General features: G+C 68.6%; 23 protein-coding genes and 1 tRNA gene. 12 read left to right on the top strand and 12 right to left on the bottom strand.

The features are described from left to right. Positions 1-146 precede the first annotated feature (146 nt). Positions 147-554 carry a DUF983 domain-containing protein gene (locus ABDZ95_RS06185; RefSeq protein WP_343791770.1) on the top strand — a complete coding sequence of 136 codons (408 nt, stop codon included), beginning with the start codon at positions 147-149 and terminating at the stop codon, positions 552-554. Here ABDZ95_RS06185 and ABDZ95_RS06180 read toward each other — a convergent pair. The 5 genes from ABDZ95_RS06180 to ABDZ95_RS06160 all read right to left on the bottom strand — a co-directional run bounded on the left by ABDZ95_RS06180 (position 551) and on the right by ABDZ95_RS06160 (position 6,784). Then, a complete protein-coding gene (locus ABDZ95_RS06180; protein ID WP_343791768.1) occupies positions 551-2,146 on the bottom strand; it encodes a sensor histidine kinase in 1,596 nt (531 codons plus the stop codon). The two genes, ABDZ95_RS06185 and ABDZ95_RS06180, sit on opposite strands and share 4 nt — an antisense overlap. Then, positions 2,143-2,853, bottom strand: coding sequence for a response regulator (locus ABDZ95_RS06175; protein ID WP_343791766.1), 711 nt, complete (start codon positions 2,851-2,853; stop codon positions 2,143-2,145). The genes ABDZ95_RS06180 and ABDZ95_RS06175 overlap by 4 nt, the downstream gene beginning before the upstream one ends. Before the next feature lie 2 nt (positions 2,854-2,855). Next, positions 2,856-4,442 carry a DUF4153 domain-containing protein gene (locus tag ABDZ95_RS06170; protein WP_343791764.1) on the bottom strand — a complete coding sequence of 529 codons (1,587 nt, stop codon included), beginning with the start codon at positions 4,440-4,442 and terminating at the stop codon, positions 2,856-2,858. A gap of 106 nt (positions 4,443-4,548) precedes the next feature. Further along, complete coding sequence (locus ABDZ95_RS06165) at positions 4,549-6,300, bottom strand: ATP-binding protein (RefSeq protein WP_343791762.1); 1,752 nt, start codon at positions 6,298-6,300, stop codon at positions 4,549-4,551. A gap of 407 nt (positions 6,301-6,707) precedes the next feature. Beyond that, positions 6,708-6,784, bottom strand: a tRNA-Arg gene (locus ABDZ95_RS06160). Between the two features lie 298 nt (positions 6,785-7,082). Here ABDZ95_RS06160 and ABDZ95_RS06155 point away from each other — a divergent pair. From ABDZ95_RS06155 to ABDZ95_RS06145, 3 genes are read left to right on the top strand one after another with little or no spacing between them, the layout of a single operon-like run. Beyond that, positions 7,083-9,563 carry a helicase-related protein gene (locus ABDZ95_RS06155; protein ID WP_343791760.1) on the top strand — a complete coding sequence of 827 codons (2,481 nt, stop codon included), beginning with the start codon at positions 7,083-7,085 and terminating at the stop codon, positions 9,561-9,563. Beyond that, the gene (locus ABDZ95_RS06150; protein ID WP_343791758.1) at positions 9,560-10,888 is read left to right on the top strand and encodes an MFS transporter; all 1,329 of its coding nucleotides are present in this window, start codon (positions 9,560-9,562) and stop codon (positions 10,886-10,888) included. The genes ABDZ95_RS06155 and ABDZ95_RS06150 overlap by 4 nt, the downstream gene beginning before the upstream one ends. Beyond that, positions 10,885-11,163, top strand: a complete 279-nt coding sequence (locus ABDZ95_RS06145; protein WP_343791756.1) for an RNA-binding S4 domain-containing protein — start codon at positions 10,885-10,887, stop codon at positions 11,161-11,163. The genes ABDZ95_RS06150 and ABDZ95_RS06145 overlap by 4 nt, the downstream gene beginning before the upstream one ends. Here ABDZ95_RS06145 and ABDZ95_RS06140 read toward each other — a convergent pair. Next, positions 11,153-11,782: a YceI family protein gene (locus tag ABDZ95_RS06140; RefSeq protein WP_343791754.1), complete on the bottom strand. Its 630-nt coding sequence runs from the start codon at positions 11,780-11,782 to the stop codon at positions 11,153-11,155. The genes ABDZ95_RS06145 and ABDZ95_RS06140 overlap by 11 nt on opposite strands. 168 nt (positions 11,783-11,950) lie before the next feature. Between ABDZ95_RS06140 and fdxA the strand changes: the two genes are divergently transcribed. The 4 genes from fdxA (at position 11,951) to ABDZ95_RS06120 (ending at position 15,568) form a co-directional block, all read left to right on the top strand. Beyond that, complete coding sequence (gene fdxA / locus ABDZ95_RS06135) at positions 11,951-12,292, top strand: ferredoxin FdxA (RefSeq protein WP_343791752.1); 342 nt, start codon at positions 11,951-11,953, stop codon at positions 12,290-12,292. A gap of 315 nt (positions 12,293-12,607) precedes the next feature. Next, positions 12,608-13,147, top strand: coding sequence for a CarD family transcriptional regulator (locus tag ABDZ95_RS06130; RefSeq protein ID WP_343791750.1), 540 nt, complete (start codon positions 12,608-12,610; stop codon positions 13,145-13,147). A 183-nt stretch (positions 13,148-13,330) separates the two neighbouring features. Further along, the gene (locus ABDZ95_RS06125; protein WP_343791748.1) at positions 13,331-14,569 is read left to right on the top strand and encodes a glycosyltransferase; all 1,239 of its coding nucleotides are present in this window, start codon (positions 13,331-13,333) and stop codon (positions 14,567-14,569) included. 60 nt (positions 14,570-14,629) lie between these two features. Continuing rightward, on the top strand, positions 14,630-15,568 hold the full coding sequence (locus tag ABDZ95_RS06120) for a DUF808 domain-containing protein (protein WP_343791746.1): 939 nt from the start codon (positions 14,630-14,632) through the stop codon (positions 15,566-15,568). Positions 15,569-15,606: 38 nt separating this feature from the next. On the opposite strand, the gene ABDZ95_RS06115 is transcribed toward ABDZ95_RS06120, so the two are convergent. Beyond that, entirely contained in the window at positions 15,607-16,077 is a 471-nt protein-coding gene (locus ABDZ95_RS06115; RefSeq protein WP_343791744.1) for a DUF3617 domain-containing protein, read from the bottom strand. Between the two features lie 213 nt (positions 16,078-16,290). On the opposite strand from ABDZ95_RS06115, the gene rpmB reads away from it, so the two are divergent. From rpmB to ABDZ95_RS06095, 4 genes are all read left to right on the top strand, one after another. Continuing rightward, positions 16,291-16,587, top strand: a complete 297-nt coding sequence (gene rpmB / locus ABDZ95_RS06110; RefSeq protein ID WP_343791742.1) for a 50S ribosomal protein L28 — start codon at positions 16,291-16,293, stop codon at positions 16,585-16,587. 164 nt (positions 16,588-16,751) lie between these two features. Continuing rightward, positions 16,752-18,146 carry an alpha/beta hydrolase family protein gene (locus ABDZ95_RS06105; protein WP_343791740.1) on the top strand — a complete coding sequence of 465 codons (1,395 nt, stop codon included), beginning with the start codon at positions 16,752-16,754 and terminating at the stop codon, positions 18,144-18,146. Between the two features lie 61 nt (positions 18,147-18,207). Further along, on the top strand, positions 18,208-18,543 hold the full coding sequence (locus tag ABDZ95_RS06100) for an MmcQ/YjbR family DNA-binding protein (RefSeq protein ID WP_343791738.1): 336 nt from the start codon (positions 18,208-18,210) through the stop codon (positions 18,541-18,543). Between the two features lie 65 nt (positions 18,544-18,608). Continuing rightward, entirely contained in the window at positions 18,609-20,330 is a 1,722-nt protein-coding gene (locus ABDZ95_RS06095) for a M1 family metallopeptidase (protein ID WP_343791736.1), read from the top strand. On the opposite strand, the gene ABDZ95_RS06090 is transcribed toward ABDZ95_RS06095, so the two are convergent. The 5 genes from ABDZ95_RS06090 to ABDZ95_RS06070 all read right to left on the bottom strand — a co-directional run bounded on the left by ABDZ95_RS06090 (position 20,331) and on the right by ABDZ95_RS06070 (position 23,709). Continuing rightward, positions 20,331-21,095: a transglutaminase-like domain-containing protein gene (locus ABDZ95_RS06090; protein WP_343791734.1), complete on the bottom strand. Its 765-nt coding sequence runs from the start codon at positions 21,093-21,095 to the stop codon at positions 20,331-20,333. It abuts the gene before it with no gap. A gap of 52 nt (positions 21,096-21,147) precedes the next feature. Then, positions 21,148-21,375 carry a hypothetical protein gene (locus ABDZ95_RS06085; RefSeq protein ID WP_343791732.1) on the bottom strand — a complete coding sequence of 76 codons (228 nt, stop codon included), beginning with the start codon at positions 21,373-21,375 and terminating at the stop codon, positions 21,148-21,150. A gap of 335 nt (positions 21,376-21,710) precedes the next feature. Then, on the bottom strand, positions 21,711-22,271 hold the full coding sequence (locus ABDZ95_RS06080) for an HNH endonuclease (RefSeq protein ID WP_343791730.1): 561 nt from the start codon (positions 22,269-22,271) through the stop codon (positions 21,711-21,713). Positions 22,272-22,405: 134 nt separating this feature from the next. Then, positions 22,406-23,053: a trimeric intracellular cation channel family protein gene (locus ABDZ95_RS06075; protein ID WP_343791728.1), complete on the bottom strand. Its 648-nt coding sequence runs from the start codon at positions 23,051-23,053 to the stop codon at positions 22,406-22,408. Beyond that, the gene (locus ABDZ95_RS06070; RefSeq protein ID WP_343791726.1) at positions 23,050-23,709 is read right to left on the bottom strand and encodes a DNA-3-methyladenine glycosylase family protein; all 660 of its coding nucleotides are present in this window, start codon (positions 23,707-23,709) and stop codon (positions 23,050-23,052) included. The genes ABDZ95_RS06075 and ABDZ95_RS06070 overlap by 4 nt, the downstream gene beginning before the upstream one ends. Positions 23,710-23,721: the final 12 nt, after the last annotated feature.

The raw sequence follows: 23,721 nt of genomic DNA, 5'->3' as shown, positions 1-23,721 counted from the left end.
GACATACGCGCGCACACTCGCGCGACGGCCTTTAAACGCGGTTAACGGTTGGTGACCCGCGTGATTTCAGGCCGGGACAAAACGTCCAGTTGCGGTCAGGGTCGTCGAGGCCGACATGCGGTCGAGCCTGTGTAACCGGACGTCCGATGACCGAGCCCGTCTATCCGCCGCTGAGCACCCTGAAGACCGGCCTGCGCTGCCGCTGTCCGCGCTGCGGCGAGGGCCCGTTGCTGCGCGGCTTCCTGAAGATCCGCGACAACTGCCCCGAATGCGGTCTGGACTACGGCTTCGCAGACCCGGCGGACGGCCCGGCCTTTTTCGGCATGAGCATCGTCGGCGTGGTCGGCATGGGCCTGTTCATGTGGTTCGAGTTCACCGTTCATCCCCCGGTCTGGGTGCATTTCGTCGTCACCATGCCCCTGCTGACCCTCGCCTGCCTGGCGGTGCTGCGCCCGCTGAAAGGCTGGCTGGTCTCCGAGCAGTTCGTGCACAAGGCGGCTCCGCCAGAGTGGGAGAGCATCGGCAAGCACGGCGACGGATCGAAGTGGCGCTAGGCGTCGGCGATCGGCAGGCCGATTTCGAACACCGCGCCCGCTGCTGACGGCGCCAGATCCAGCGTCGCCTTGTTGGCGGCCAGAAGGGCGCGAGCGATCGACAGGCCCAGCCCGGCCCCGCCCTGGTCGCGCCGGGTGGTGAAGAAGGGTTCGAAGATCCTCAGGCGGTCGGCCGGGGTCACGCCCGGACCATCGTCCGTCAGGCACAGGATCACGCAGCCCGGCGCCTCGCGCGTCGAGATGCGGACCGACCGCGCACCGGCCTGACGGCTGTTCTCCAGCAGCGTCGAGACGACCATCTCCACTGTGGCTTCGGGGACCGACACGGCCGGAAGATCGGCCGGCAGCGCGTTGATCACCTCCAGCGCCGGCGATCGCGCGTCCATGGCCTTCAGCACAGCCGGGCGAAGATCGACCGACAGGCCCGCCTCGGGGCGCGCCATATCCGCGCGCGCCAGATCCATCAGCCGGGTGACGAGGGCCGACAGGCGCCGGCTGTCCGATGCGATGTTGTCGAGGAAGCGCCGGCGGCGATCCGGCTCCATGTCGTCGTGGTCCTGCAGCAGTTCGACGGCGCCCTGAATGCCGGCCAACGGGGTCTTGAACTCGTGGCTGACGGCGGCGGCGAAGTCGCGCAGGTAGCGGGAGCGGCGGTCCACCGCCTCGGCCATGCGGTTGAAGTCTTCGTAGAGGGTGCGGATCTCGACCGCGGCTGTGGACGACGGCAGCGGCACGCGGCCGCCGCCGGACGCGACCTCCCGCGTCGCCCGGCTGAGCGCCTCGATTGGCCCGGCGATTCCCCGCGAGACCAGCACGGCGAGGAAGGCGAGGAAGCCGAGCGTGCCGATGATGCCCAATCCGATCTTGATCCTGTCCTGATACATGCCGCGGAACAGGGCGCGGGGAGAGCGCGACGTCAGCACCACCCCCTCGACCTGACTGTTCACGACGATGGGCCGGGCGTGATGGATGCGCAGGGCCGAGGCGCGGCTGACCCATTCCATCGAATAGCGCTGGCGGTAGGAGGCATTGCGCCTCAGCACCGTCTCGGGCCGTCCGGACAGCGCCGTCTGCACCTCGGGCAGGTCGCCCCATGCGCCGCCCTTGGCATAGCCGTTCAGGGCGATGCCCTGCCGGTCCAGCAGGATGATGGACGCCAGGGTCGTGCGCGAGGCCTCCGCCGCGATCGGTTCGACCCGGGCAGCGACCTGAACGGCCTCGGGATCGGCTGCGGTCGGGGTCGGTCGCGCGGCCGGACGGGGCGCGAGCACGGGGGTCGAGCCCAGATCGATGGTCGCCTGTTCCGGCTGGTAGTAGCCGGGCGCCTCACGCACCTCGACCGGCGGGGGCGAGACCATGACCGAACCGGGCCACATGGTCTCCGCGGCAGCGGCGATGACCGCGCTCTGGGCGACCAGTCCCGCTTCGGTCTGGCGCACGAGGGCGTTCTCGTAGACCCGCAGGAAGATGGCGCTGAGCCCCGGCAGGATGCCTGCGAAGATCAGGACCGACAGCAGGATGGTGCGCAGCCGCAGCGCCGGCCAGTGGCGGCGCACGAACAGGCGGAACCGGCCCGGCGGGCGCTCGCTCACCCGGCCATGCCCTGACAGGGACCGAGTTGATAGCCGAGGCCGGCGCGGGTCTCGATCACGTCGCCGCCGCCGACCGCCGCGAACTTGCCGCGCAGGTTGCGGACGTGGCTGTCGATGGTGCGGTCGGTCATGGCGAAGCCGGGACCGTGGACGCGGTCGATGATGGCGTCGCGAGTGAAGACCATGCGCGGCTGGGCCGCCAGCACGCGGACGATGGAGAACTCGGTCACCGTCAGCGGCACCTCGGCGCCGTCCCAGGACGCGCGCCAGCCCTCGGCGTCCAGCGCCAGCCGGCCGTGGGTGACCGCGCCGGACGGCAGGGGCGCGGGCGTGCGGGCGCTACGGCGCAGGATGGCGGCGACGCGGGCCACGACCTCGCGCGGACTGAAGGGCTTCACGACATAGTCGTCGGCGCCCAGCTCGATGCCCAGCACCCGGTCGATCTCGTCGTCGCGGGACGACAGGAACAGCACCGGCAGATCGCCCTGGCTGCGGATGCGGCGGCAGGTCTCCAGCCCGTCCATGCGCGGCATGTTGATGTCCAGGATCACCAGATCGGACGGATGCGCCTCCAGATCCGCCAGCGCGGCCTCGCCGTCGGCGGCCTCGCGCGTGGCCAGTCCCGCCTTGCCCAGGGCGAAGACGAGCAGGTCGCGGATATGCGGGTCGTCGTCGACCACCAGAACGGTGCGCTGCATGATGGCCATGTTCAGACTCCGGGGGCGTTGGTCAACGGTGCAGCGACGGGCGGGACCGCGATGGGCGGTGCCGGCATCGGCATGAGTGGCGGCGCGATGAAGCCGTCCCACTGGCGGTCGCCAGCTTTGGGCGGCGCCAGCGGGCGATCGGCCAGAAGAGACCGGACCTTCTCCAGTCGCCGCGCGTCCCTCCATGTGTGGCTGCGGATATCGCCTTGCTGGCGCTCCAGCAGGTGGATCATGTCGACCCGCACCGCCGCCAGCCGGTCGCGCAGCACAGGATTGTCCGTGGTCCGCTCCAGTTCGACCAGCGACACCAGCGCCGGGGCGCCGAGGCCGCGCAGATAGCCGAGGTCCAGCGCCGCGCCGGTCCCGTCGACCTCCCGCGCATTACGCACATTCCAGGCGGCGGTGATGGCCGACAGATCAACCACGCTGACTACCGCCAGCACCACCAGCAGCGCCTTCACATTGGCGTCGATCAGCCAGTGGCCGTCATGGTCCTTGAGCAATCGCCAGCAGATCAGGGCGAGGCCGACCGCGACCAGCACCATCCAGATCATGGCCGCGAGGCGGAAGCGGGTCAGGCCGTAGGCCTCGACATAGTCGGCGGTTCGCAGGATCGACGAGGCGACCAGCAGCAGGTTCTGTCCGACCCAGACGGTAACCAGCCCCCGCACCAGCGGACGACGCGCGGTCTCCGATCCGGGCCGCAGGGCGATCAGCACGAAGGCCGCGGCCAGCAGGGCGGTGACGACCAGCGGATAGGCGCCGCGATGGGCGTACTCGGCCAGGGTCACGCCGTCGGGCAGGGGCGCGCCGCTCCAGAGGAAGACCAGATCCAGCCCGTTCTGCAGGGCGAAGACGGCGTTGAAGACGACCAGCGACAGGGTGATGGTCGCCGCGGCCGGGCCCGGCACACCGGCGCCACGCAAGGACGGCAGGCCGATCAGGCGACGCCGCCAGCGTGGGCGGAAGGTCGCTCCCGTCGCCGCAAGCACCGCGCCCCAGAAGACGATGTGGACACCCAGATCCGGGGCCAGATGCGGCAGCCGGATCTGCTCCACGACGCGCTGGATGATCGGGTTGGCGCTGGCGAAAAGGGTCAGGAAGATCGCGCCGCCGGCCAGCGGCACGACGACCAGCCCCAGCAGTGACAGCACCTTGAGCCGCACGCCCGTCCGTCGGCCCGCTCTGCCCAGCCGACCGAGATCCAGCAGCGGACCGAACACGGCGCCGAAGCCCAGCACCACGAACCGCTGCACCCAGCGCCAGACTGGCTCGCCCGATTTCACCCGCGCCGACAGCACCGCGACGCCCAGCATCAGGCCGAACAGGAAGACCGCCAGCAGGCCCGGCCGATCGGCGAGCACCAGCGCGAAAACCCCCGCCGCCGCCAGCGCCGGAAGCGCTCTCGGATCCTTGCGCAGACCGGGGCGGACCAGCACCACCCCGCCGATCCACAGCAGGGCCAGCGGCCCGATGGCGCCGACGATCTGCTGGCTGACGATCAGCCAGTCGGCGACGGCGGTGATGACGACCGCGGCCGCGACCTTGAACCAGAAGCCGCTTCGGCTGAACGGTTGTGTGTGAAGCATGGGACCTCCCCTTCGATGGGAGGTCGTTGTCGCCGGTCAGGGTTCACTCACGCGGGATCGCGAAAGGAACCTTGGCGGAAACCGTGTGCAGAAGCCGTGCAGACGCTCAGGCCGCCGCGACCGCCTCGGTCGTCACGGGACGCGTCGCGCGGTGCAGGGCCTCGTAGAGCTTGCCCGGCTCCAGTGGCTTGGCCAGCCAGTCCGTCATGCCCGCCGCATGGCAGGCGGCGACCTGCTCGGGCTCGGTGCCGGCGCTGAAGCCGATGACCGGCACGGTCGCATTGGGGCCGCCCGAGGCACGCAGGCGACGCGTGGTCTCGTTGCCGTCGATGCCCGGCATGTTCACGTCCATCAGGACGACGTCGAAGGCCTGTTTCCCCAGCAGATCGAGCGCCAGCTGGCCGTCCGAAGCCGTCGACAGGTCCACGCCCAGCGGCTGCAGCACAAGCGCCAGCGTGCGGCGATTGATCTCGTGGTCGTCGACCGCGAGGATCCGCAGGCGCGGACGCAGCTCGGCCGAAGGCTCCGGGGCGGCGCTGACGGCGGTCGGCACGCCCTCGGGCAGGCGCACCGAAAGGGTGAAGGCCGCGCCCTGGCCCGGCTCGCTGACCACCGTCAGGTCGCCCTCCATCAAACGCGCCAGATCGCGGCTGACCTTCAGGCCCAGCCCGGTGCCGCCATAGGTGCGGGCGACCTCGGCCGAGCCCTGGGCGAAGGGCGTGAACAGCCGGTCCATGGCCTCGGGCGAGATGCCGGCGCCTTGGTCGCGGACGGTGATGCGCAGGTCGCGTGTGGCCCCTTGCGCCTCGACCGCCACCTCAAGCGCGATGCGGCCCCTGGCCGTGAACTTGATGGCATTGGACATCAGGTTGTTCAGGATCTGGCGCAGGCGATAGGAGTCGCCCTTCAGCCACTGCCCCTCGGCCACCGCGGTCGCCGACAACTGCAGCCCCTTGTGGGACGCCTGCGCGCGCCAGAAGCGTTCGGTGTCCGAGACGAGGGTCGACAGCTCGAAATCGCGCGTCTCCAGCGACATCGCCCCGGCTTCCATCTTGGAGTGGTCCAGCAGGTCGTTGAGCATCCGGGTCATCAGGGCGCTGGCGTCGATGATCAGGTCGGCGGTGTCCTCGCGCTGCGCCGGATCGACGTCGTCGCGGATGACCTGGGCGCCGGCCTGGATGGCGCTGACGGGGGTGCGCAGCTCGTGGCTGATGATGGCGGCCATCGCCGCGCGGTCGGCCATGGCGCCCTCGGCCTGCTGCACGCGCCGTTCCGCTTCGCCCAGAGCGCGCAGCTCGGCGGCGCGGGCGGCGTGGACGCGCCAGTAGACGTTCAGGATCGCGCCGATGAACAGCAGCGAACCCAGGCTGGTCAGCACCGGATCGCCTGCGGTCGAGCCCAGCACCGCCATGACGGGCATGGCGATCAGGGCGATCAGATAGGGCGTTGCGCCGACGAAGAAGATCGAGCGGGCCTCGATGCCCGAGGCCACATTGGTCAGCAGCCCGCCGGCGATGATCAACATGGCGAAGCCCTGCAGCCCGCGCCCGTCGACGTTCCAGATCGCCACGGCCGTACCGGCGAACAACGCGGCCATGGCGAAGGTCGAGGAGAGAGCCAGCAGCACATCGACGCGCGCGGGCACCCGCTCGGCCCGCCTGAAGCGGAACATGGCGAGGATCTCGAAGGCCTGGATCACCGCGACCGCGCCGAGCCACGGCAGGATCCAGCCCGCCTGCCCGGCCTCGAACAGGGCCCATGACACCAGCAACGCCAGCAGGACCCGGATCGGAACCTGTTTTTGCCGCTCCCTCGCCGTCGCCGACAGCAATGCGCCCAATGTATCGAGATGCTTCATGCCACCCTCCGCATGACGGGGTTACCCGGCGTTCCCGAACATCCCGTGAATCACGGCGCGAAGCCGGATCGGGGCCGAGCAGCCCTGACGTCCTTGCAGGCCTGTCTGTTCGTCTCAAAGGTTGCGACGCGCGGACATTCCTTCGGCGCCCGAGCCGATGATACCGTTTCGGGCTGGGGGAGGCGTCGGGGCATGGAGCAGGATCGGTACGGACCGTTGAGCGAAGTCCTGCTCGAAAGGGCCTGGACCGCCATCGGCGAAGCGCGCGCCTTCGCGGAGCCGGCGATGTGTATCGCCGCACCGGCGCGGCCGCCGGTCTCAACGCCCCACGTTGATCCCGCCGCGATCGAGCAACGCCGCGGCTCCTGATCGCGCAGCCGCGCCTGCATCACCGAATGCTGTGGATGTGGCGACCCCGGGAGGACTCCAACCTCCGACCTCGGCTTTAGGAAAGCCTTGCTCTATGCAGCTGAGCTACGGGGCCCCGTGCGGCTGACCTAGCCGAGCGCGCCGGTCGTGGGAAGCACTGACGCCGCCCGAAATTCCGTCGCGTCGACGCCGTCCACAGCCGCCTTCGCCGAACAGCGCTTCACTGTTGTGGTTAATCGTCTTTAAGATACAATATCTTGTAGGGAACAAACCCCGAATCGGGCCGAGTCGCCGATTCGGTCCTGATTCGTTTCGCGCCTGTTCCGCCATCCACAAGCGTTGCGTTTACCGCGGTCCCGGCGACGAGACGTCCGCTTGAGGAACGCTTCGGGAAACGCCACCTTTGAACGGTCATGAGTGATCGAGGCACAGGTCTGGCTCCGTCGCGCGTCACCGCGATCCTGGGGCCCACCAACACCGGCAAGACCCATCTGGCGGTCGAGCGGATGCTGGGTCATGCCTCCGGCATGATCGGCCTGCCGCTGCGGCTGCTGGCGCGCGAGATCTACGACCGCATCGTCGCCCGGCGCGGCGCCTCGAATGTCGCCCTCGTCACCGGCGAGGAGAAGATCATCCCGACCCGGCCGCACTACTGGGTGTGCACGGTCGAGGCCATGCCGCTGGAGCGGACGGTTGAGTTCCTGGCCGTCGACGAGATCCAGCTGATCGCCGACCCGGAGCGGGGCCACGTCTTCACCCAGCGCCTGCTGCACGCCCGCGGCCGGGAGGAGACCATGTTCCTGGGCGCCGGCACGGCCGCGCCCCTGATCCGCTCCCTGATCGACAACGTCGAGATCGTCTCGCGCGACCGCCTGTCGACGCTCAGCTATGCGGGCTCAAAAAAGCTGACCCGCCTGCCCCGACGCAGCGCCATCGTCGCCTTCAGCACCGATCAGGTCTACGCCATCGCCGAACTGATCCGGCGCCAGAGGGGCGGCGCGGCCGTGGTCATGGGCTCGCTGAGCCCGCGCACCCGCAACGCCCAGGTCGAGCTGTTTCAGTCCGGCGAGGTCGACTTCCTGGTGGCCACCGACGCGATCGGGATGGGCCTGAACATGGATGTCGACCACGTCGCCTTCGCCGGTCTGCGCAAATTCGACGGCCGCCGCACGCGCTGGCTGCACGCGCACGAGATCGGCCAGATCGCCGGCCGCGCCGGCCGCCACCTGCGCGACGGCACCTTCGGGGTGACCGGCGAGGCGCTGGAGCTGGACCCTGATCTGGTCGAGCAGGTGGTCGAACATCGCTTCGATCCACTGGAGGCCGCCGAGTGGCGCAACGCCCGGCTGGACTTCGACACCCTGCCCGATCTGCTGCGCTCCCTGACCGTCACCCCCGGCGTGCACGGGCTGAAGCTGACCGAGCCGGCGCTGGACGAGACCCTGCTGCGCCGCCTGTCGAAGGACGAGGACGTCGCCCGCGTCGGCCGCTCCCGGGGAGCCATCATGCGCCTGTGGGAGGCCTGCCAGCTGCCGGACTTCCAGAAGACGACGCTGGACGAGCACGGGCGGCTGGCGAAGGAGATCTTCCAGGCCCTGACCGGCAAGCGCGGCCGGCTGACCGACGACTGGACCGCGCCGCGGTTCGCGGAGCTGGATCGCGACGACGGCCAGATCGACCAGCTGTCGGCGCGCCTGAGCGGCGTCCGCACGCTCAGCTACATCGCCAACCGCCCCGACTGGCTGGATAACGCGCAGGGCTGGCGCGAGAAGACCAAGGCACTGGAGGAGAGACTGTCCGACGTGCTGCACGAGCGGCTGACCGCCCGTTTCGTCGACCGTCGCACCACCGCCCTGATGCAGGCGCTGAACGTGCGCGGCGACGCGATCGCCGAGGTCGCCGACGACGGCGAGGTGATCGTCGAGGGCCATGCCGTCGGCACCCTCAGCGGCATCGACTTCCGCATCGACAAGGGCTCCTCCGCCCTGGAGGACCGCGCCCTGCGCCACGCCGCGCGACAGGCCGTTACGCCGGAGATCGCCAAGCGGCTGGGCAAGCTGGCCGCCGATCCGGACGAGGCCTTCTCGGTCCTGCCCGACGGCGCGGTGTTGTGGCAGGGCGTGCAGGCCGGACGGATCATCGGCGGTGAGCCCTTCTCTCCCCGCGTCCGCCTGCTGGGCGATCTCGGCGCTGTAGCCGCGCGCGAACGGGCAGAGAGACGGCTGGAGGCTTGGCTGGCCAGCGAGGCGGGACGCGCCCTGCGTCCCCTGCGCCGCCTGAAGGGCGCGGTCGAGAACGGGACGCTGAAAGGCCTGCCGCGCGGGCTCGCCTTCCGCCTGCTGGAGGCCGGCGGCGTCCTGCCGCGCCGCGAGGTCGAGCGCGATCTGGCCGCCCTGAGCCAGGCCGAGCGCCGCACGCTGAAGGAGTTCGGCGTCCGCCTCGGCGCCTATGCGGTCTGGCTGCCGGCCCTGCTGAAAGGACGCGGTCGGACTGTGATGCAGGCCTTCGTGGCGGGTGAGCCGTGGCGGCCGCGCGAGACGGGCCTGACGGTGCTGCCGAACCCGGCGCCGTCCGCGCGCCTGCTGTCGGCCTTCGGCCATCTGGCTGTCGGCCGGGTATCGGTCTCCGTCGACCTGCTGGAGGCCTTGGCCGAGCGCAATGCGAAGGCGAAGGGCAGGCTGTCGGACGAGGATCTGGCGGCTCTGGGCGTCAAGCGCGACGAGGCCGCCATGTTGCTGGGCCGGTTGAAGCCGACCCGCGCCCAGCGCCCGGACAAGCCGGCGAAGATCAAGGTCGACGAGGCCTCGCCCTTCGCCGCCCTCGCCGCCCTGACGGCTCCGGCTCAACCTGCCGCCAAACCTCGGCGGCGACGTCAGCGCGGCGGCGCCCGATGACGCCCTTCCATCAGGTGCTGGCCAACAACGCCGTGGCCAACATCACCAACTATACGATCTGGTTCGCCCTCACCTTCTGGGTCTTCATCGAGACGCAGTCGGTGTTCGCCACCGGCATGATTGCGGGCGTCTATCTGGTGCTGACCGCCGCCTTCGCCATCTGGTTCGGCAGTCTGGTGGATCATCACCGCAAGAAGCGTGTGATGATCGGGTCCAGCGCGGCGTCTCTGGTCCTGTACCTGGCCTCGTTCGCGGTCTGGCGGATGGCGCCCGAGGACAGCTTCCACGACGTCGGCGGCCCGTGGCTGTGGGTGCTTATCGGGGTGATCATGCTGGGCGTCATCGCCGGCAATATCCGCAGCATCGCCCTGCCCACGCTGGTCACCCTGCTGATCCCCGAGGACCGCCGCGACAAGGCCAACGGTCTGGTGGGCATGGTGTCCGGCATCGGTTTTCTGACCACCTCGGTGATCAGCGGCTTCCTCGTCGCTTCGGGCGGGATGTTCGCGACGCTGGCGTTCGGGATCGGCTTCACCGTCCTCGTCCTGATTCACCTGTCGCTGGTGAAGCTGGAGGAGCCGGAACCGCAGGCCGGCGCCCACGACGAAGAACCGGCGAAGAAGAAGGTGGACCTGCGCGGCACCCTCGCCGTCATCGCCGGAGTGCCCGGCCTGTTCGCCCTGATCCTGTTCGCCACCCTCAACAACTTCCTCGGCGGCGTCTTCATGGCCCTGATGGACGCCTATGGTCTGTCGCTGATGGCGGTGCAGGCCTGGGGGCTGATGTGGGGCGCCGTGTCGGTCGCCTTCATCCTCGCGGGCATCGTCATTGCGAAGACCGGGCTGGGACCCAAGCCGCTACGCACCCTGATGATCGTCAATCTGATCATGTGGGGCGTGGCCTGCGTCTTCACGATCCAGCCGTCGATCTGGCTGCTGGGCGCGGGCTGTTTCCTCTGGATGTTCCTCGGGCCATGGGCCGAGGCGGCGGAGCAGACGACACTGCAGAAGGTGGTGCCATACGAACGTCAGGGGCGGGTGTTCGGCTTCGCCCAGTCGGTGGAGATGGCCGCCTCGCCGCTGACCGCCTTCCTGATCGGACCGCTGACCCAGTTCGTGGTCATCCCCTTCATGACCGATGGCGCGGGCGCGGATGCGATCGGCGACTGGTTCGGCCGCGGCCCGGATCGCGGCATCGCCCTGGTCTTCACCGTGGCGGGGCTGGTCGGGGTGATCCTGACGACGCTGGCGTTCAACTCGTCCTACTACCGCAAGCTCTCGGCGACCTATGCGAAGCCGACGCCTGAGCCGCCCGCTGTCGCATGAGCCTTGAGTCCTGCCGCATCGATGTGTGGCTGTGGCGCGCGCGGTTCGCGAAGAGCCGCTCGCTGGCGGCGGCGCTGGTGGAGAAGGGCGCGATCCGGCTGACCCACAACGGCTCCCAGACCCGCGTCGACAAGCCCAGCCGCAGCGTCCACGTCGGCGATACGCTCGTCTTCGCCCTCGGCGGTCGGCTGACCGAATTGAAGGTCGAGGCGCTGGGCGAAAGGCGCGGACCTGCCGAGGAGGCCCGCGCCCTGTACTCGGACCTTACTGCTTGAGGACGAACTCGCCCTCGATGTGCAGCTTCACGTCGTCGCCCAGGCCCATCGGGATGCCATAGGTGATGCCGAACTCCGAACGCTTGATGGTCGCCTCGCCATCGAAGCCGGCCTTGTAGGTGTTGCCCATCGACGGGCCGGCCTGGTTGAACTCGACTTCCATGGTCACCGGACGGGTCACGCCGCGCAGGGTCAGGTCGCCGACCACCGTGGCTTCGTTGGGCTCATCGGCGTCGATGGTGATCGACCGCGAGACGAAGGTGGCCGTCGGATGATTGGCGGTGTCGAAGAAGTCGGCGGTCTGCAGGTGCCGGTCCAGACCATCGGAGTTCGAATCGACCTCGGTCAGCGGAATGGTGGCGGTCAGGCTGGAGTTCGCCGGGTTGGCGGCATCCAAGGTCAGCTGCGCCTGCACGTTCACGAACTGGCCGTAGTAGGTCGAGAAGCCCATGTGATCGACCGACCAGGTGATCTTGCCGTGGCTGGTGTCGAGATCATAGGCGCCGGCGCGCACTTCCGACGGGACCTTGGTCAGGGCCGATTGGGCGAAGACCGCGCCTCCGGCGAGCAGAGCAAGGGCGGCGACGCCGGCGGCGGCATGGCGAGCGATGGGACGCATGAAGGAGAGCTCCGGTTAGAACTGTAATAGAGATTGCTACAAATAGCGCCCGCAACCGTGGCCGCAAGCCCTGAAACGCCCCGTCCGGTTGACAGTTCGGATTCGCGGGCTCATTTGCGCGTCCCGCGCCCTTACGGGCCGCCCTCGCTCTCCTCCGTCCCCGGGCCCATGACCTACATCGTCACCGACGCATGCGTGCGCTGCAAATTCATGGATTGCGTCGAGGTGTGCCCGGTCGACTGCTTCTACGAGGGTGAGAATTTCCTCGTGATCGCGCCGGACGAGTGCATCGACTGCGGCGTCTGCGAGCCCGAGTGCCCTGTCGACGCCATCGTGCCGGACACCGAGGACGAACCGGACGGCAAGTGGCTGCAGATCAACGCCCAGTATGCCAAGGTCTGGCCGAACATCACCGTCAAGGGCACGCCCCCGGCGGACAAGGAAGAGTTCGAACGCGAGACCGGCAAGTTCGAGAAGTACTTCTCCGAGAAGCCCGGCAAGGGCTCCTGATCGCCGATTCAGCAGCGGCTGGCCGAATCCGGCGAGGATTTCCACCCGTCCGGGCACGGACGCTGTGGACGTTTTGAAATTCCGCAGATTTGTGATAGGTTACTGTCATTGGGTCGGGCGGTCTGCGAATTTCTCGCGCCGCCCGAGTTTGCGACAGAATCCCGTCCACGTAGGCGGGATCGGCCAGAGGTTGGGTGATCCGTTTCCGCATTTGACGACCAGAACCTTTCACCGACGGGACAATCTTCCGGCGGCGATCGACCTGTTGTCCATGCGCCTGCGCCGCTCCACCGCTGAGCCAGGAAAGGAAGTGACATGACGAGCAAGACCGGACTCGAGTTCAAGGTTGGCGACGCGGTCGTCTATCCGGCGCATGGCGTCGGCAAGGTGGCGGCTGTCGAGACCCAGGAAGTCGCGGGCATGTCGCTGGAAGTCTACGTCGTGACCTTCGACCACGAGAAGATGACCCTGCGCGTCCCGACCAAGAAGGCCAAGACGGCCGGTCTGCGCTCGCTGGCCGCCGACGACGTGGTGACCAAGGCGCTGACGACCCTGAAGGGCCGCGCCCGCATCAAGCGCACCATGTGGTCGCGTCGCGCCCAGGAATACGAAGCCAAGATCAACTCGGGTGACCTGATCTCGATCGCCGAGGTGGTCCGCGACCTGCACCGGGCCGACAGCCAGCCGGAACAGTCCTACTCGGAGCGTCAGCTGTACGAGTCGGCTCTGGACCGCATGGCCCGCGAAGTCGCCGCGGCCAACCGCATCGACAAGGACGCCGCCGTCGAGCTGCTGGGCAAGTCGCTCAGCGCCAAGAAGGCCATCGTCCCGGCCGCCGAGGCCGAAGCCGCCTGATCGACGCGCATCGCCGAACAGACGAAAGGCCCGGGAGCGATCCCGGGCCTTTTTGTTTGCGCGACGCGATCCTGCCGCGCCCGCCTGAGGTGGAGATGGGCATGAAACAGTTTCGTGCAAGGATTGGCGGGCGGCCTTTTATGCGCAGAGTCCGGGACCCTCGATGACAGGGAGAGTGACCGGATGCGTTTTCTTCTGACAACCTGGGGGTCCCGCGGGGACGTGGAGCCGATGGCCGCGCTGGCAGTCGCTCTGAAGGCGCAGGGCGCCGAGGCGGTCGTCTGCGCGCCGCCGGAGAAGGAGTTCATCGAGTTGCTCGACAGGGCCGGCGTGGAATTCGCCCCGGCCTTCATGAGGGTGCGCGACTGGATCGCTCTCGCCGGCAAGCCGCCGATGGATCTGCCGAGACGCGCGACCGAAATGGCTTTCGCCCAATTCGGCGCTCTGAAGGTCGCCGCCGAAGGCTGCGACCTGATCCTGGGCACAGGCCTGATGCCGTCCTGCATCGCGGCGCATACCCTGGCCGAGCGGACGGGCGCCCGCTGGGCCCACGTCTCCTTCTGTCCCATGCTGCTGCCGTCCGAGCACCATGCGCCCTTCGTCTATCCGGGACAGGCTCCAGCGGATGGGACCGCCGACAACCGCACACTCTGGGCGCACAATGTTGAGGTCATGGACGCCCTGTTCGGCGGAGCGGCCAACGACCTGCGCGCCTCGGTGGGTCTGCCGCCCGTCGATAATGTTCGGGATCACGTCTTCGGCGAGCACCCGTTGCTGGCATCCGACCCGGCGCTGTGGCCGTGGGAGCCGACGGATCTGTGCCGCCCGGTTCAGACCGGCGCATGGGTATTGCCCGACACACGGCCCCTGCCGGAGGGACTGGACGCCTTTCTCGGAGCCGGCACGCCGCCGGTCTATGTCGGCTTCGGCAGCATGGCGATGGGCGCCTCGCGGGATGCCGCACAAGCGGCGATCTCTGCGGCGCGGGCCCATGGACGACGCGTGGTTCTGGCGGGCGGATGGGCCGGATTCTCTTTGCCAGACGAAGGCGCCGACTGTTTCCTCGTCGCGGATGTGAACCAGCAGGCGCTATTCCCCCGCGTCGCCGCCGCAATCCACCATGGCGGAGCTGGCACAACCTTCGCCGCCGCAAGGGCTGGCGTGCCGCAGATCATCGCGCCGCAGGTCGTCGATCAGCCCTTCTGGGCCGCCCGGATCGAAGCCCTGGAAGCCGGCGTCGCCCATGATGGGCCGACGCCGACCCACGACAGCCTGAACGCGGCGCTCGCCACGGCCCTGTCTCCCGTAGTCGCCACCCACGCTGTTACGCTGGCGAGCCTCGTCCATATCGACGGCGCCGCCCGGGCCGCGGCCGCTCTGCTGGGTCAGGATGAAAACCGGGCGCCTGAACCCACGCGCTGATACACCGTTGTCAGCCCACGCCGCGTCCCGCGCTCACTCACCAGCTTCCAACGGTCTCCCATGCCCTCTGGTCTCATCGCCCTGCTCGACGACGTCGCAGGCATCGCCAAGCTGGCGGCGGCCTCGATCGACGATGTCGGGGCGGCGGCGGGCAAGGCCGGAGCCAAGGCCGCGGGCGTGGTTGTCGACGATGCGGCGGTGACGCCGAAGTATGTGACCGGGCTGGAGCCCAGCCGCGAGTTGCCGATCATCGGGAAGATCGCGGTCGGGTCGATCCGTAACAAGCTGTTGCTGATCCTTCCGGTCGCCCTGCTGCTGACCGCCTTCGCGCCGTGGGCTCTGACGCCGATCCTGATGCTGGGCGGGACCTACCTGTGTTTCGAAGGCGCCGAAAAGCTGCTGGAGATGTTCGGCGGCGGACATCATGCGGACGACGGCCCGGCGCTCGACGATCCCGCGCATCTGGAGAAGACCACGGTCGCTGGTGCGGTGCGGACCGATCTGATCCTGTCGGCCGAGATCATGGTCATCGCCCTGAACGACGTCGCCGACCGCCCGTTGGCCGTTCAGGCCGGGGTGCTGATCGTGGTCGGTCTGGCCATGACGGTGGCCGTCTACGGCGCGGTCGGCCTGATCGTGAAGATGGACGACATCGGCCTGCACATGGCGAAGAGGCCCTCGCGCGCCAGCCAGACGATCGGACGCGGGCTGGTGAAGGGGATGCCGGTGGTGATGTCGGCCCTGTCGGTGATCGGCACGGCCGCCATGCTGTGGGTCGGCGGCGGCATCCTGTTGCACGGCTCGCACGAACTGGGCCTCGCCTGGCCCGCCGAACCGGTCGAACATCTGGCCCACGTCGTGGCGGCGGCGACCGGCCCGCTGGGTGCCATGACCGGCTGGCTGACGACCGCCCTGCTGTCAGCCGTCATCGGCGTGATCGTCGGCGCGGTCGTCGCCTTCGCGATACACCAGCTGGGTCGCCTCAAGCCCGGCCACTGAAAGCAGAAGGCCCGGGATCGCTCCCGGGCCCTCGTTGATCAGAAGTATTCCGCGCCGGCCGGGCACTGGGCCGCCAGTCGGCGGGCCGTGATCGAGGCCGGCAGATAAGGCGTGCCGCGCGCCAGCTGGGCGCCGCCGCGGAAGGTGAAGCTCTCCTGCGTGTAGGTCCCGTTCAGACGCACGTTCACGCGGCGATTCTTGTGATCGGTGCAGGTGCCCTCGAAGCGGGCGTTGCCGTTACCGACCTGACGCACCGGATAGGTGCAGCGCCAGCGACGCGTCGACAGGCCGCCGAAGAAGCGGTTGATCTCGCTGGGTCGCACGCATTTCTGCTCGGTGTCGCGCACGCCGACAGCCGAGGTCGTGTACTCCCAGTAGCCCGGCAACACGGTGTCGGCGCTGGACTGGACGGTCATGGCGGCCTGCGGCGTGGTCGGCGCGGCCAGGAACAGCGCTCCGGCGAGCGCGGGCGCGGCGATGGCTGCGGTGCGGATCAGCATGGTCTTCATTCTCGTGCCCCTCGGGCTTTCGTTGGCCTTCTGGTTACAGCCGATATATGGCGGCATTTGAACAGGCGCTGAACGAGTCTGTTTGGGCGGAGCAAGCCTTGACGGGCCGAGGAGTCTTCCTCTATACGCCCCCCTCTCGCGCGGGATGCCCTCCCGCGCGCACCTGTTTCATGCGTCTGCGCACTTCAGCGGACGCCTCCGAAGGATAGTCAGATGTCGCGTCGTTGCGAACTCACCGGTATCGGCCCCATGGTCGGCAACAGCGTGAGCCACTCGAACATCAAGACCAAGCGCCGGTTCCTGCCGTCGCTGAAGGCCGTCAAGGTGACCTCGGACGCCCTGGGTCAGACCTTCTCGCTGCGTATCTCGAACGCCGCCCTGCGCACACTGGACTTCAAGGGTGGTCTGGACGCCTTCATCGTGAAGGCCCGTGACGAGCAGCTGTCGGTCGCCGCCCAGCGCATCAAGCGTCAGGTCAAGGCCAAGCTGGCCGAGCAAGCCGCCGCCTAACTGGCGCTGCTGATCGAGTTCTGAAGGGGCCGGTGGAAACACCGGCCCTTTTGTTTTGTCCGGTTCATCGACGCATTCCGGCGCTTCATCGACGAGCGTTGGACCGGGCTACAAGGTCGTGACAGGGAGCGGTCCAGTCTCCCCCCGATGCGCCACGGCAACCGATGCTGCTCCTCGATCTGATCCTGTTGGCCGTCGTTCTGGCCGTCGCCATATGGCGTCTGTTCGCGCCAGCATGGCGGCCCGAACGGCGAATTGCCGGGGCCTGCCTTGGGTTGCTGCTGGCGGCGGGCCAATGGATCCTTCTCGGCTTCACCTGGCAGAGCTTGCCGGCATGGCTGCTTCTGGCGCTGAGCGCCCTGCGCGCCCTGCGCACCCACGTCGTCCTGCGCTGGATCGGCCGACTGGCGCTGGTCGGGATCGCCGCCGCAAGCGTCGGCGTCTGGGCGCTCCTGCCCGCCGTGCCGTGCCTGCCCCAGCCCGACGGTCCGCACGCCGTCGCGACCGAGGTCTATCGCTGGACCGACGCTTCGCGTGACGAGCCCCACACCGACGATCCGGCCGACCGCCGCGCCGTCATCGCCCAAGCCTGGTACCCGACCACCGCCCGCCCCTCGGGCCAGCCCGTCCCCTACATCGATGGTCTCGGCCGGATGCCCGGTCAGGTCAGCGTCATGCCGGGCTTCCTGCTGAACCGATATGGCCAGATCGACACCCACGCCGCCGCCTCGGCGCCGATCGCGACGCGCGACCGTCCGTGGCCCGTGGTGATCTTCTCACCGGGGTACGGCGCGCCGCGGGCGGTCTACACCGGTCTGGCGAGCCGACTGGCCAGCCGCGGCTTCGTCGTCTTCGTGCTGGACCATCCCTATGAGTCGGCCCTGACCGAGCTGCCGGATGGCCGCGTGGTCGGTCTGGTGGAGAACATTCCCGCCGATCACACACAGTACATGCCGCAGCAGCAGGTCCTGCGCACCGCCGACATCCGCTTCGTCATCGACCAGATCGCTCGCCCGGAGCTCCTGTCACCGCGTCTGCGGGGCCAGATCGAGACTGCGAAGGTCGCCGTGATCGGCCATTCCTTCGGCGGAGCGGTCTCGGCCATGGCGATGAGCGAGGATCCGCGCGTCGCCGCCGCCGCCAACATTGACGGCACCCCCTATGGCGACCTGCCGGACCGCCAGCTGACCCGGCCCTTCATGCTGATCCAGAGCGACTATGCCGAGACGCACCACAGCGACCTGTTCGTCAACGGCAACAGCCGGCTGCTGAGGCAGTCGATCGCGCCCGGCTTCCGCTACGAGATAAAGCGCGCCAACCACTACAGCTTCACCGACACGCCCTTCTTCTTCGCCCCGCCGGGTCGGTGGCTGCTGACGCAGGTAATGGGCGGCGCGCGGGGGCCGGCGGCGACGCAGCAGGCGACGGCTGACATCGTGGCGGCCTTCCTGACCGGCCCGCTGACCGGCGCGCCCGCCGATGTCGTCGCGACGGCCGCCCGCTATCCCGACATCGAGGGCGGAACCGTGCGTCGCCCCATAGGGCCGACGAACGGCTGATCTTCCGGGCTTGCCCCCTCCACCACTTCGTGGTCCCCCTCCGCCAAGGGGGAGGATCAGAATGACCCGCGACGAGATGTTCGCCTATGCCCTGAGCCAGCCGGGCGCGGAGGACTCCACACTTCACGGCGGGCGCTGCATCCGCGTGCGGACGCACTGGATCGTCAACGACTCCAGCGAACCCGGCTCCCTCGCCCTCGCGCTGGACAAGCCGACGGTCGAGTTCCTTATCGAGACGGAGCCGCAGACCTACTGGCAGACGCCCCATTTCGAGGGCTGGCCGGCGGTGCTGGTGCGCTACAAGGCCGCTGACGATGGCCGCCTGAAGGAGCAGATCGACAAGGCCTGGGCCCGGCGGGCGACGAAGACCCAGCGCAAGGCGCGCGGATTCGACTGAGGGCGCCCGGTTGCGCCCAAGCGCCGGCCCGGCCAGTCTGCCGCCCTGTTTCAGGAGAGCCGCCCTTGTCCCTGTCCGTTCGTTCGCTGTTGCTGGCCGGCGCCTCCGCCCTGCTGCTGACCTCCGCCGCCTCGGCGCAGGAGACCACCGCCCCGGCCGCGCGCGAATCGACCGCCTTCACCCTGGCCACCGACCAGCCGCGCACGCCCGAGCAGGAGGCCGTGCGGTTCGACAAGGCGGACCTGTCGATCAGGGTCCTGCCCGAGCAGAAGGCGATCGACGCGGTCGCCGTTCTGGACTTCACCGCCCTTTCGCCTGTCAGCGTCCTGCCGGTCGAACTGGATACCCGCTTCGAGATCTCGTTCGTCGCCGTGGACGGAACGACGCTGGACGCCGCCGACTGGCGCAATGACGAGGGCCGGCTGTGGATCCAGCTGGGCCGCGACCTGGCCCAGGGCGACACTGTCAGCATCCGTATCGCCTACGCCGGCCAGCCCCGCGAGGCGCCGCGCGCGCCTTGGAATGGCGGCTTCGTCTGGGGCACGGCGCCGACCGGCGAGCCCTGGATCGCCACGTCAGTGCAGCCGGAAGGCTGCGACCTGTTCTGGCCCTGCATCGACAATCCGTTCGGCGAGCCGGGCCGGGTCGATCTGCACATCACTGTCCCGTCCAACCTCGCCGCTCCGTCCAACGGCCGCTTCCTCGGCAAGCAGGACCACGGCGACGGCTGGACGACGTGGAACTGGTCGGCGGCCAACCCCAACACCTATGCGATCGCGCTGAACATCGGCCCGTATGAGGAGATGACGGCGCAATACGAAAGCCGCTTCGGCAACACGATCCCGCTGTCCTACTGGTATTTGCGCAGCGACGACCCGGCCAAGGTCCGCGCCCTGTTCGCCGAGTTCGCGCCGATGATGGACTTCTACGAATCCACCGTCGGCCCCTTCCCGTTCGGCGACGAGAAGATGGGCGTCGTCGGGACCCCGCACCTGGGCATGGAGCACCAGACCATCAACGCCTATGGCAACGACTACCGGCTGGACGGCAAGGGCTACGACTGGCTGCTGCACCACGAACTGGCACACGAGTGGTTCGGCAACCAGCTGACCAACGCCAACGCCGACGACATGTGGCTGCATGAGGGGTTGGGTTCCTACATGCAGCCGCTCTACCTGCGCTGGCTGCACGGCGAGCGCTACTTCCAGGCCGAACTGCTGGAGCAGCGCAACGACCTGATCAACCGCTTCCCCGTCGTCTCGGGTGAGCGTCGATCCGAGGACCAGGTCTACCAAGGCGACGTCGGGCCCGGCCTGGACATCTACAACAAGGGTTCGCTGATCGCCCATTCGCTGCGCATGCTGGTCGGGGACGAGGCCTTCTTCCGGTCTGTGACCCGGCTGGTCTACGGCCGGCCCGACCCGCAGCCGGGGAACTTCACGACCCGCCACGCCTCGACCGACGACTTCCTGGCCATCGTCAACGAGGAGGCGGGCCGCGATCTGACCTGGTTCTTCCGCGGCTACCTCTATCAGGCGGCCCTGCCCGATCTGCGCGAGACTCGCGAGAACGGCCGGCTGCGGCTGGAGTGGGTGACCGGCGACGGCGCCGCCTTCCCCATGCCGATCGAGGTCGAGGTGAACGGCGAACGCACCACCGTCCCGATGACCGGCGGCCGGGGCGAGATCGCGGTCGGCGAGCGCGCCCATGTCCTGATCGACCCGGACAGCAAGGTGCTGCGCCAGCTGGACTTCATCGAGATCTGGAAGGGGCGTCAGCCGCGCTGACTATTCGGCGACGGCCATCACCGATTGCCGCACGAAGGTGCAGGTTCCCTGCGTGGTCAGGAAGGCGATGTCCGCCGCATCGCGGCCGCAGGCGATGCGGACCAGCCCTTCGACTGGCGCCAGACCGGTCGGATCGACCAGCCACCAGCCGTCCGACAGCCAGACCTCGAAGATGGCGTGGAAGTCCGGCGGCGTCAGTTGATGCGCATAGGCGCTGACCGCCCGCGCCGGGATGCCCGACGCCCGGCACAGGGTGATACCCAGATGGGTGAAGTCGCGGCAGACGCCGGCCCGGTCGATGAAGGTGCGCGCCGCCGTGGTTTCGCTGTCCGACACGCCCGGCTCGTAGTCGATATTGGCGCGGATCCATTCGAGGATCTTCAACACACGGTCGCCGCCCGTCGTGCCGGCGAAGGTGCGCTCGACGAACCGGCCGAACTGATCGGACGGGCAATAGCGGCTGGGGTTTAGATAGGTCAGGACCTCGGCCGGCAGCTCGTTCCAGTCGTGCTGGACGGTGACCGGCGGCAAGCCCTTGAGGATGCCGTTATCGACCACGGCCTCATAGGTCAGCGTGACCTCGCCTGACAGACGGGCGCGCAGGGTCCGGGCGCCGAACTCGTCGTCCTCGTTCTCGATGAAATCGACGGACGGCGTCGTCTCGAGACGCTCCTCGAGCAGGTTCTGCCCGGGCCAGTGGGCGACCTGGATCTTGTAGATGGCGTCGGTCGGAGGATCGAACCGATAAACCAGCTCAGCGCGCACGCGAATTTTCATCGACGCTGCCTGACCTCACCTCCGACCGACGTCAAGGAAATCAGTCGCTTTCCGAGTCGTCGTCGCTGGCGACAACGATCACGGCGGCGAGAACGCCAATCCCGGCGAGAATGCCGACGAGCGGAATACCGGCGAACTCGCTGGATTCACCCGACTGGGCGCCGACGCGGTCGGCGATCCGGGGAGCGGCCGAGGTTTGACCCGCAGCAACCGCCTGGCCGGCGACGAGCAACAGACCCGCGGTGACGGCGGCAATGGTTTTCTTCATGTCGCGTTCCTTCTGGGAGGGAGAGAGAGAGCCCCGTCACCAAAAGCGCGGCGCGGCGCGCGGGTTCCCCGGCGAACGGGGAAAGGCGAGCTTGCTCCCCGCTTGGACGAAGGGAGCGACCGCGTTCACCTCTCCATTCCCCCAGGAATGGAGAGGACAGATCGGCGCGCAGCGAAGATCAGGAGAGGCGACGCCGGCAGATGGGATCGGAGCTCTGGTAACCGCGGCCACCGCCGCACCTGACCGCTTCGCGGCCTGTCCGCCATCGCCTTGAGGCGGGCGATGGAGAGATGAGCCCATTGCAGATGTCCGCAAATCATCCACCGCGAACACACTCACGGCTCCAGTTCGATGTCCCAATAGAGGTAGTCCAGCCAGCTCTGGTGCAGGTAGTGCGGCGGGAAGCGGCGGCCGAGTTCCTGTAGCTGGAACGAGTTGGGTCGGTGGGGCGCGCGGCGGACCAGCATGCCCGCCTGCGCCGGCGTCCGGCCGCCCTTGCGCAGGTTGCAGGGGCCGCAGGCGGCGACGATGTTCTCCCATGTGGTCCGGCCGCCGTAGCAGCGCGGCACGACGTGGTCGAAGGTCAGTTCCTTCGCGTCGCCGCAGTACTGGCAGGTGAAGCCGTCGCGCAGGAAGACGTTGAAGCGGGTGAAGGCCGGCTGGCGGTCCTGATCGACGTAGCTCTTCAGCGCGATCACGCTGGGCAGCCGGATTTCCATCGACGGGCTGCGAACGACCTTGTCGTACTCGGAAACGACGTCGACACGGTCCTGGTACACCGCCTTGACCACCTCCTCCCACGGCCAGATCGACAGCGGGTAGTAGGACAGCGGCCGGAAGTCGGCGTTCAATACCAGAGCGGGCCAGCCCGAAGGGGGACGACTGAGGACCTGCATCAGGCCCGCTCCGCGTGACGGAGGGTTATGGAGGCGACAGGACTGAAGACACGTCTCCTTCCCTGGTCAGGCAAGTGAACGGTAGCCGTGATTCGAGGGCTTGGCGATGACGTGGAGGCGAAGGTTTCGCGACGTCAGCGCGTGACGGTGCCCGGGAAGGCCGGCAGGCTCCAGCCCCAGACCAGCGCTCCTGCCCGCAGGGCGAAGCCGCAGGCGGCCGCGAGGAAGGCTGCGGGCCATGCCCAGAGGCCGAAGGCCTGGGCGACCACGAAGACCGTCGCCGCCACCAGCGCGGCGGACACGGTGATCTCGCGCCTCAACAGGATCGACGGCTCGCCGGCCAGCAGGTCGCGCACCACCCCGCCGAAACAGGCCGTCAGGGCGCCCATGACGATGCAGATCAGCGGCGCGATGCCGGCGGCGTCCGCCTTGGCCGCGCCCAGCACGCCATAGGCCGCCAGACCGATCGCATCGAGCCACAGCAGAGCCCGGAAACGCCACGGCCGCGCCCCGACCAGCCAGACCGCCAACGAGGCCGCCAGACAGACGGCGATATAGCGCCAGTCGTGGACCCAGAAGACCGGAGCGCCGATCAGCAGGTCGCGCAGCGTCCCGCCGCCCACGCCGGTGATGGCGCCGAAGAAGGCGAAGGTGACGAGGTCGTGCTTCTGCCGCGCGGCGGCCAGCGCCCCGGTCGCCGCGAACACGGCGACGCCCGCGAAATCCAGCGCGCCGAGAACCGTCTCGGGCGTGGCCAGGTTGGGATCGACAAGCGGCGTCACGGTGCGGCGGCATCCTCCAGCGCGACCTCACCGCGCTTCACCGCCCCATACCACCCCCAAAGCAGATGCGCCGCAACGCTTCGATGCGGCTTCCATGCTTCGGATCGCCGATACGCGTCCTTTTCACGCGGCCGCAGCGTCGCCCCGTCCGCCCACTTCATCGCTTCCTGCAGGGCGATGTCGCCGGCCGGGAAGACGTCGGTACGCCCCTCGCAGAACATCAGGAAGGTTTCAGCCGTCCAGCGCCCGACCCCCTTGATCGCCACCAGCCGCGCCGTGGCCTCCTCATCGGACAGCCGTTCCAGATGGTCGAAGTCGATCCGGCCATCGACGTGGGCGCGCGCGATCTCGTGGCCATAGGTCGCCTTCTGGATCGACAGTCCCATGGCGCGCAGGGCCTCGATATCCGTGGCCAGCACCCGCTCCGGCGTCAGTTCGTGGTCCAGCCCCTCGGTCACCCGCTTCCAGATCGCCGCCGCCGAGGCGAGCGACACCTGCTGCTCGACGATCATCCGGAACAGGCCCTCGTATCCGCCGACGCGTGTGCGCCATTCGAAGACCGGGGTCGCGGCGTGCGCGCGCGCAAGCGCAGGGTCGATTTCGACCAGCGTTTCGCGGGCGGCGGCGATCTCCTGCGGGCCGGGCGTAATGTTCATGAAACCTCGTCG

This window comes from Brevundimonas kwangchunensis (genome assembly GCF_039523815.1).
GTDB lineage: Bacteria > Pseudomonadota > Alphaproteobacteria > Caulobacterales > Caulobacteraceae > Brevundimonas > Brevundimonas kwangchunensis.
Note: the sequence above shows the minus strand (reverse complement) of the source record. Positions and strands in the feature narration are given on the sequence as shown.

Coding starts and splice junctions, on each gene's coding strand:
- ABDZ95_RS06185 (WP_343791770.1), top strand. CDS start 147: ATGACCGAGCCCGTCTATCCGCCGCTGAGCACCCTGAAGACCGGCCTG.
- ABDZ95_RS06175 (WP_343791766.1), bottom strand. CDS start 2,853: ATGGCCATCATGCAGCGCACCGTTCTGGTGGTCGACGACGACCCGCAT.
- ABDZ95_RS06170 (WP_343791764.1), bottom strand. CDS start 4,442: ATGCTTCACACACAACCGTTCAGCCGAAGCGGCTTCTGGTTCAAGGTC.
- ABDZ95_RS06165 (WP_343791762.1), bottom strand. CDS start 6,300: ATGAAGCATCTCGATACATTGGGCGCATTGCTGTCGGCGACGGCGAGG.
- ABDZ95_RS06155 (WP_343791760.1), top strand. CDS start 7,083: ATGAGTGATCGAGGCACAGGTCTGGCTCCGTCGCGCGTCACCGCGATC.
- ABDZ95_RS06150 (WP_343791758.1), top strand. CDS start 9,560: ATGACGCCCTTCCATCAGGTGCTGGCCAACAACGCCGTGGCCAACATC.
- ABDZ95_RS06145 (WP_343791756.1), top strand. CDS start 10,885: ATGAGCCTTGAGTCCTGCCGCATCGATGTGTGGCTGTGGCGCGCGCGG.
- ABDZ95_RS06140 (WP_343791754.1), bottom strand. CDS start 11,782: ATGCGTCCCATCGCTCGCCATGCCGCCGCCGGCGTCGCCGCCCTTGCT.
- fdxA (WP_343791752.1), top strand. CDS start 11,951: ATGACCTACATCGTCACCGACGCATGCGTGCGCTGCAAATTCATGGAT.
- ABDZ95_RS06130 (WP_343791750.1), top strand. CDS start 12,608: ATGACGAGCAAGACCGGACTCGAGTTCAAGGTTGGCGACGCGGTCGTC.
- ABDZ95_RS06125 (WP_343791748.1), top strand. CDS start 13,331: ATGCGTTTTCTTCTGACAACCTGGGGGTCCCGCGGGGACGTGGAGCCG.
- ABDZ95_RS06120 (WP_343791746.1), top strand. CDS start 14,630: ATGCCCTCTGGTCTCATCGCCCTGCTCGACGACGTCGCAGGCATCGCC.
- ABDZ95_RS06115 (WP_343791744.1), bottom strand. CDS start 16,077: ATGAAGACCATGCTGATCCGCACCGCAGCCATCGCCGCGCCCGCGCTC.
- rpmB (WP_343791742.1), top strand. CDS start 16,291: ATGTCGCGTCGTTGCGAACTCACCGGTATCGGCCCCATGGTCGGCAAC.
- ABDZ95_RS06105 (WP_343791740.1), top strand. CDS start 16,752: ATGCTGCTCCTCGATCTGATCCTGTTGGCCGTCGTTCTGGCCGTCGCC.
- ABDZ95_RS06100 (WP_343791738.1), top strand. CDS start 18,208: ATGACCCGCGACGAGATGTTCGCCTATGCCCTGAGCCAGCCGGGCGCG.
- ABDZ95_RS06085 (WP_343791732.1), bottom strand. CDS start 21,375: ATGAAGAAAACCATTGCCGCCGTCACCGCGGGTCTGTTGCTCGTCGCC.
- ABDZ95_RS06080 (WP_343791730.1), bottom strand. CDS start 22,271: ATGCAGGTCCTCAGTCGTCCCCCTTCGGGCTGGCCCGCTCTGGTATTG.
- ABDZ95_RS06070 (WP_343791726.1), bottom strand. CDS start 23,709: ATGAACATTACGCCCGGCCCGCAGGAGATCGCCGCCGCCCGCGAAACG.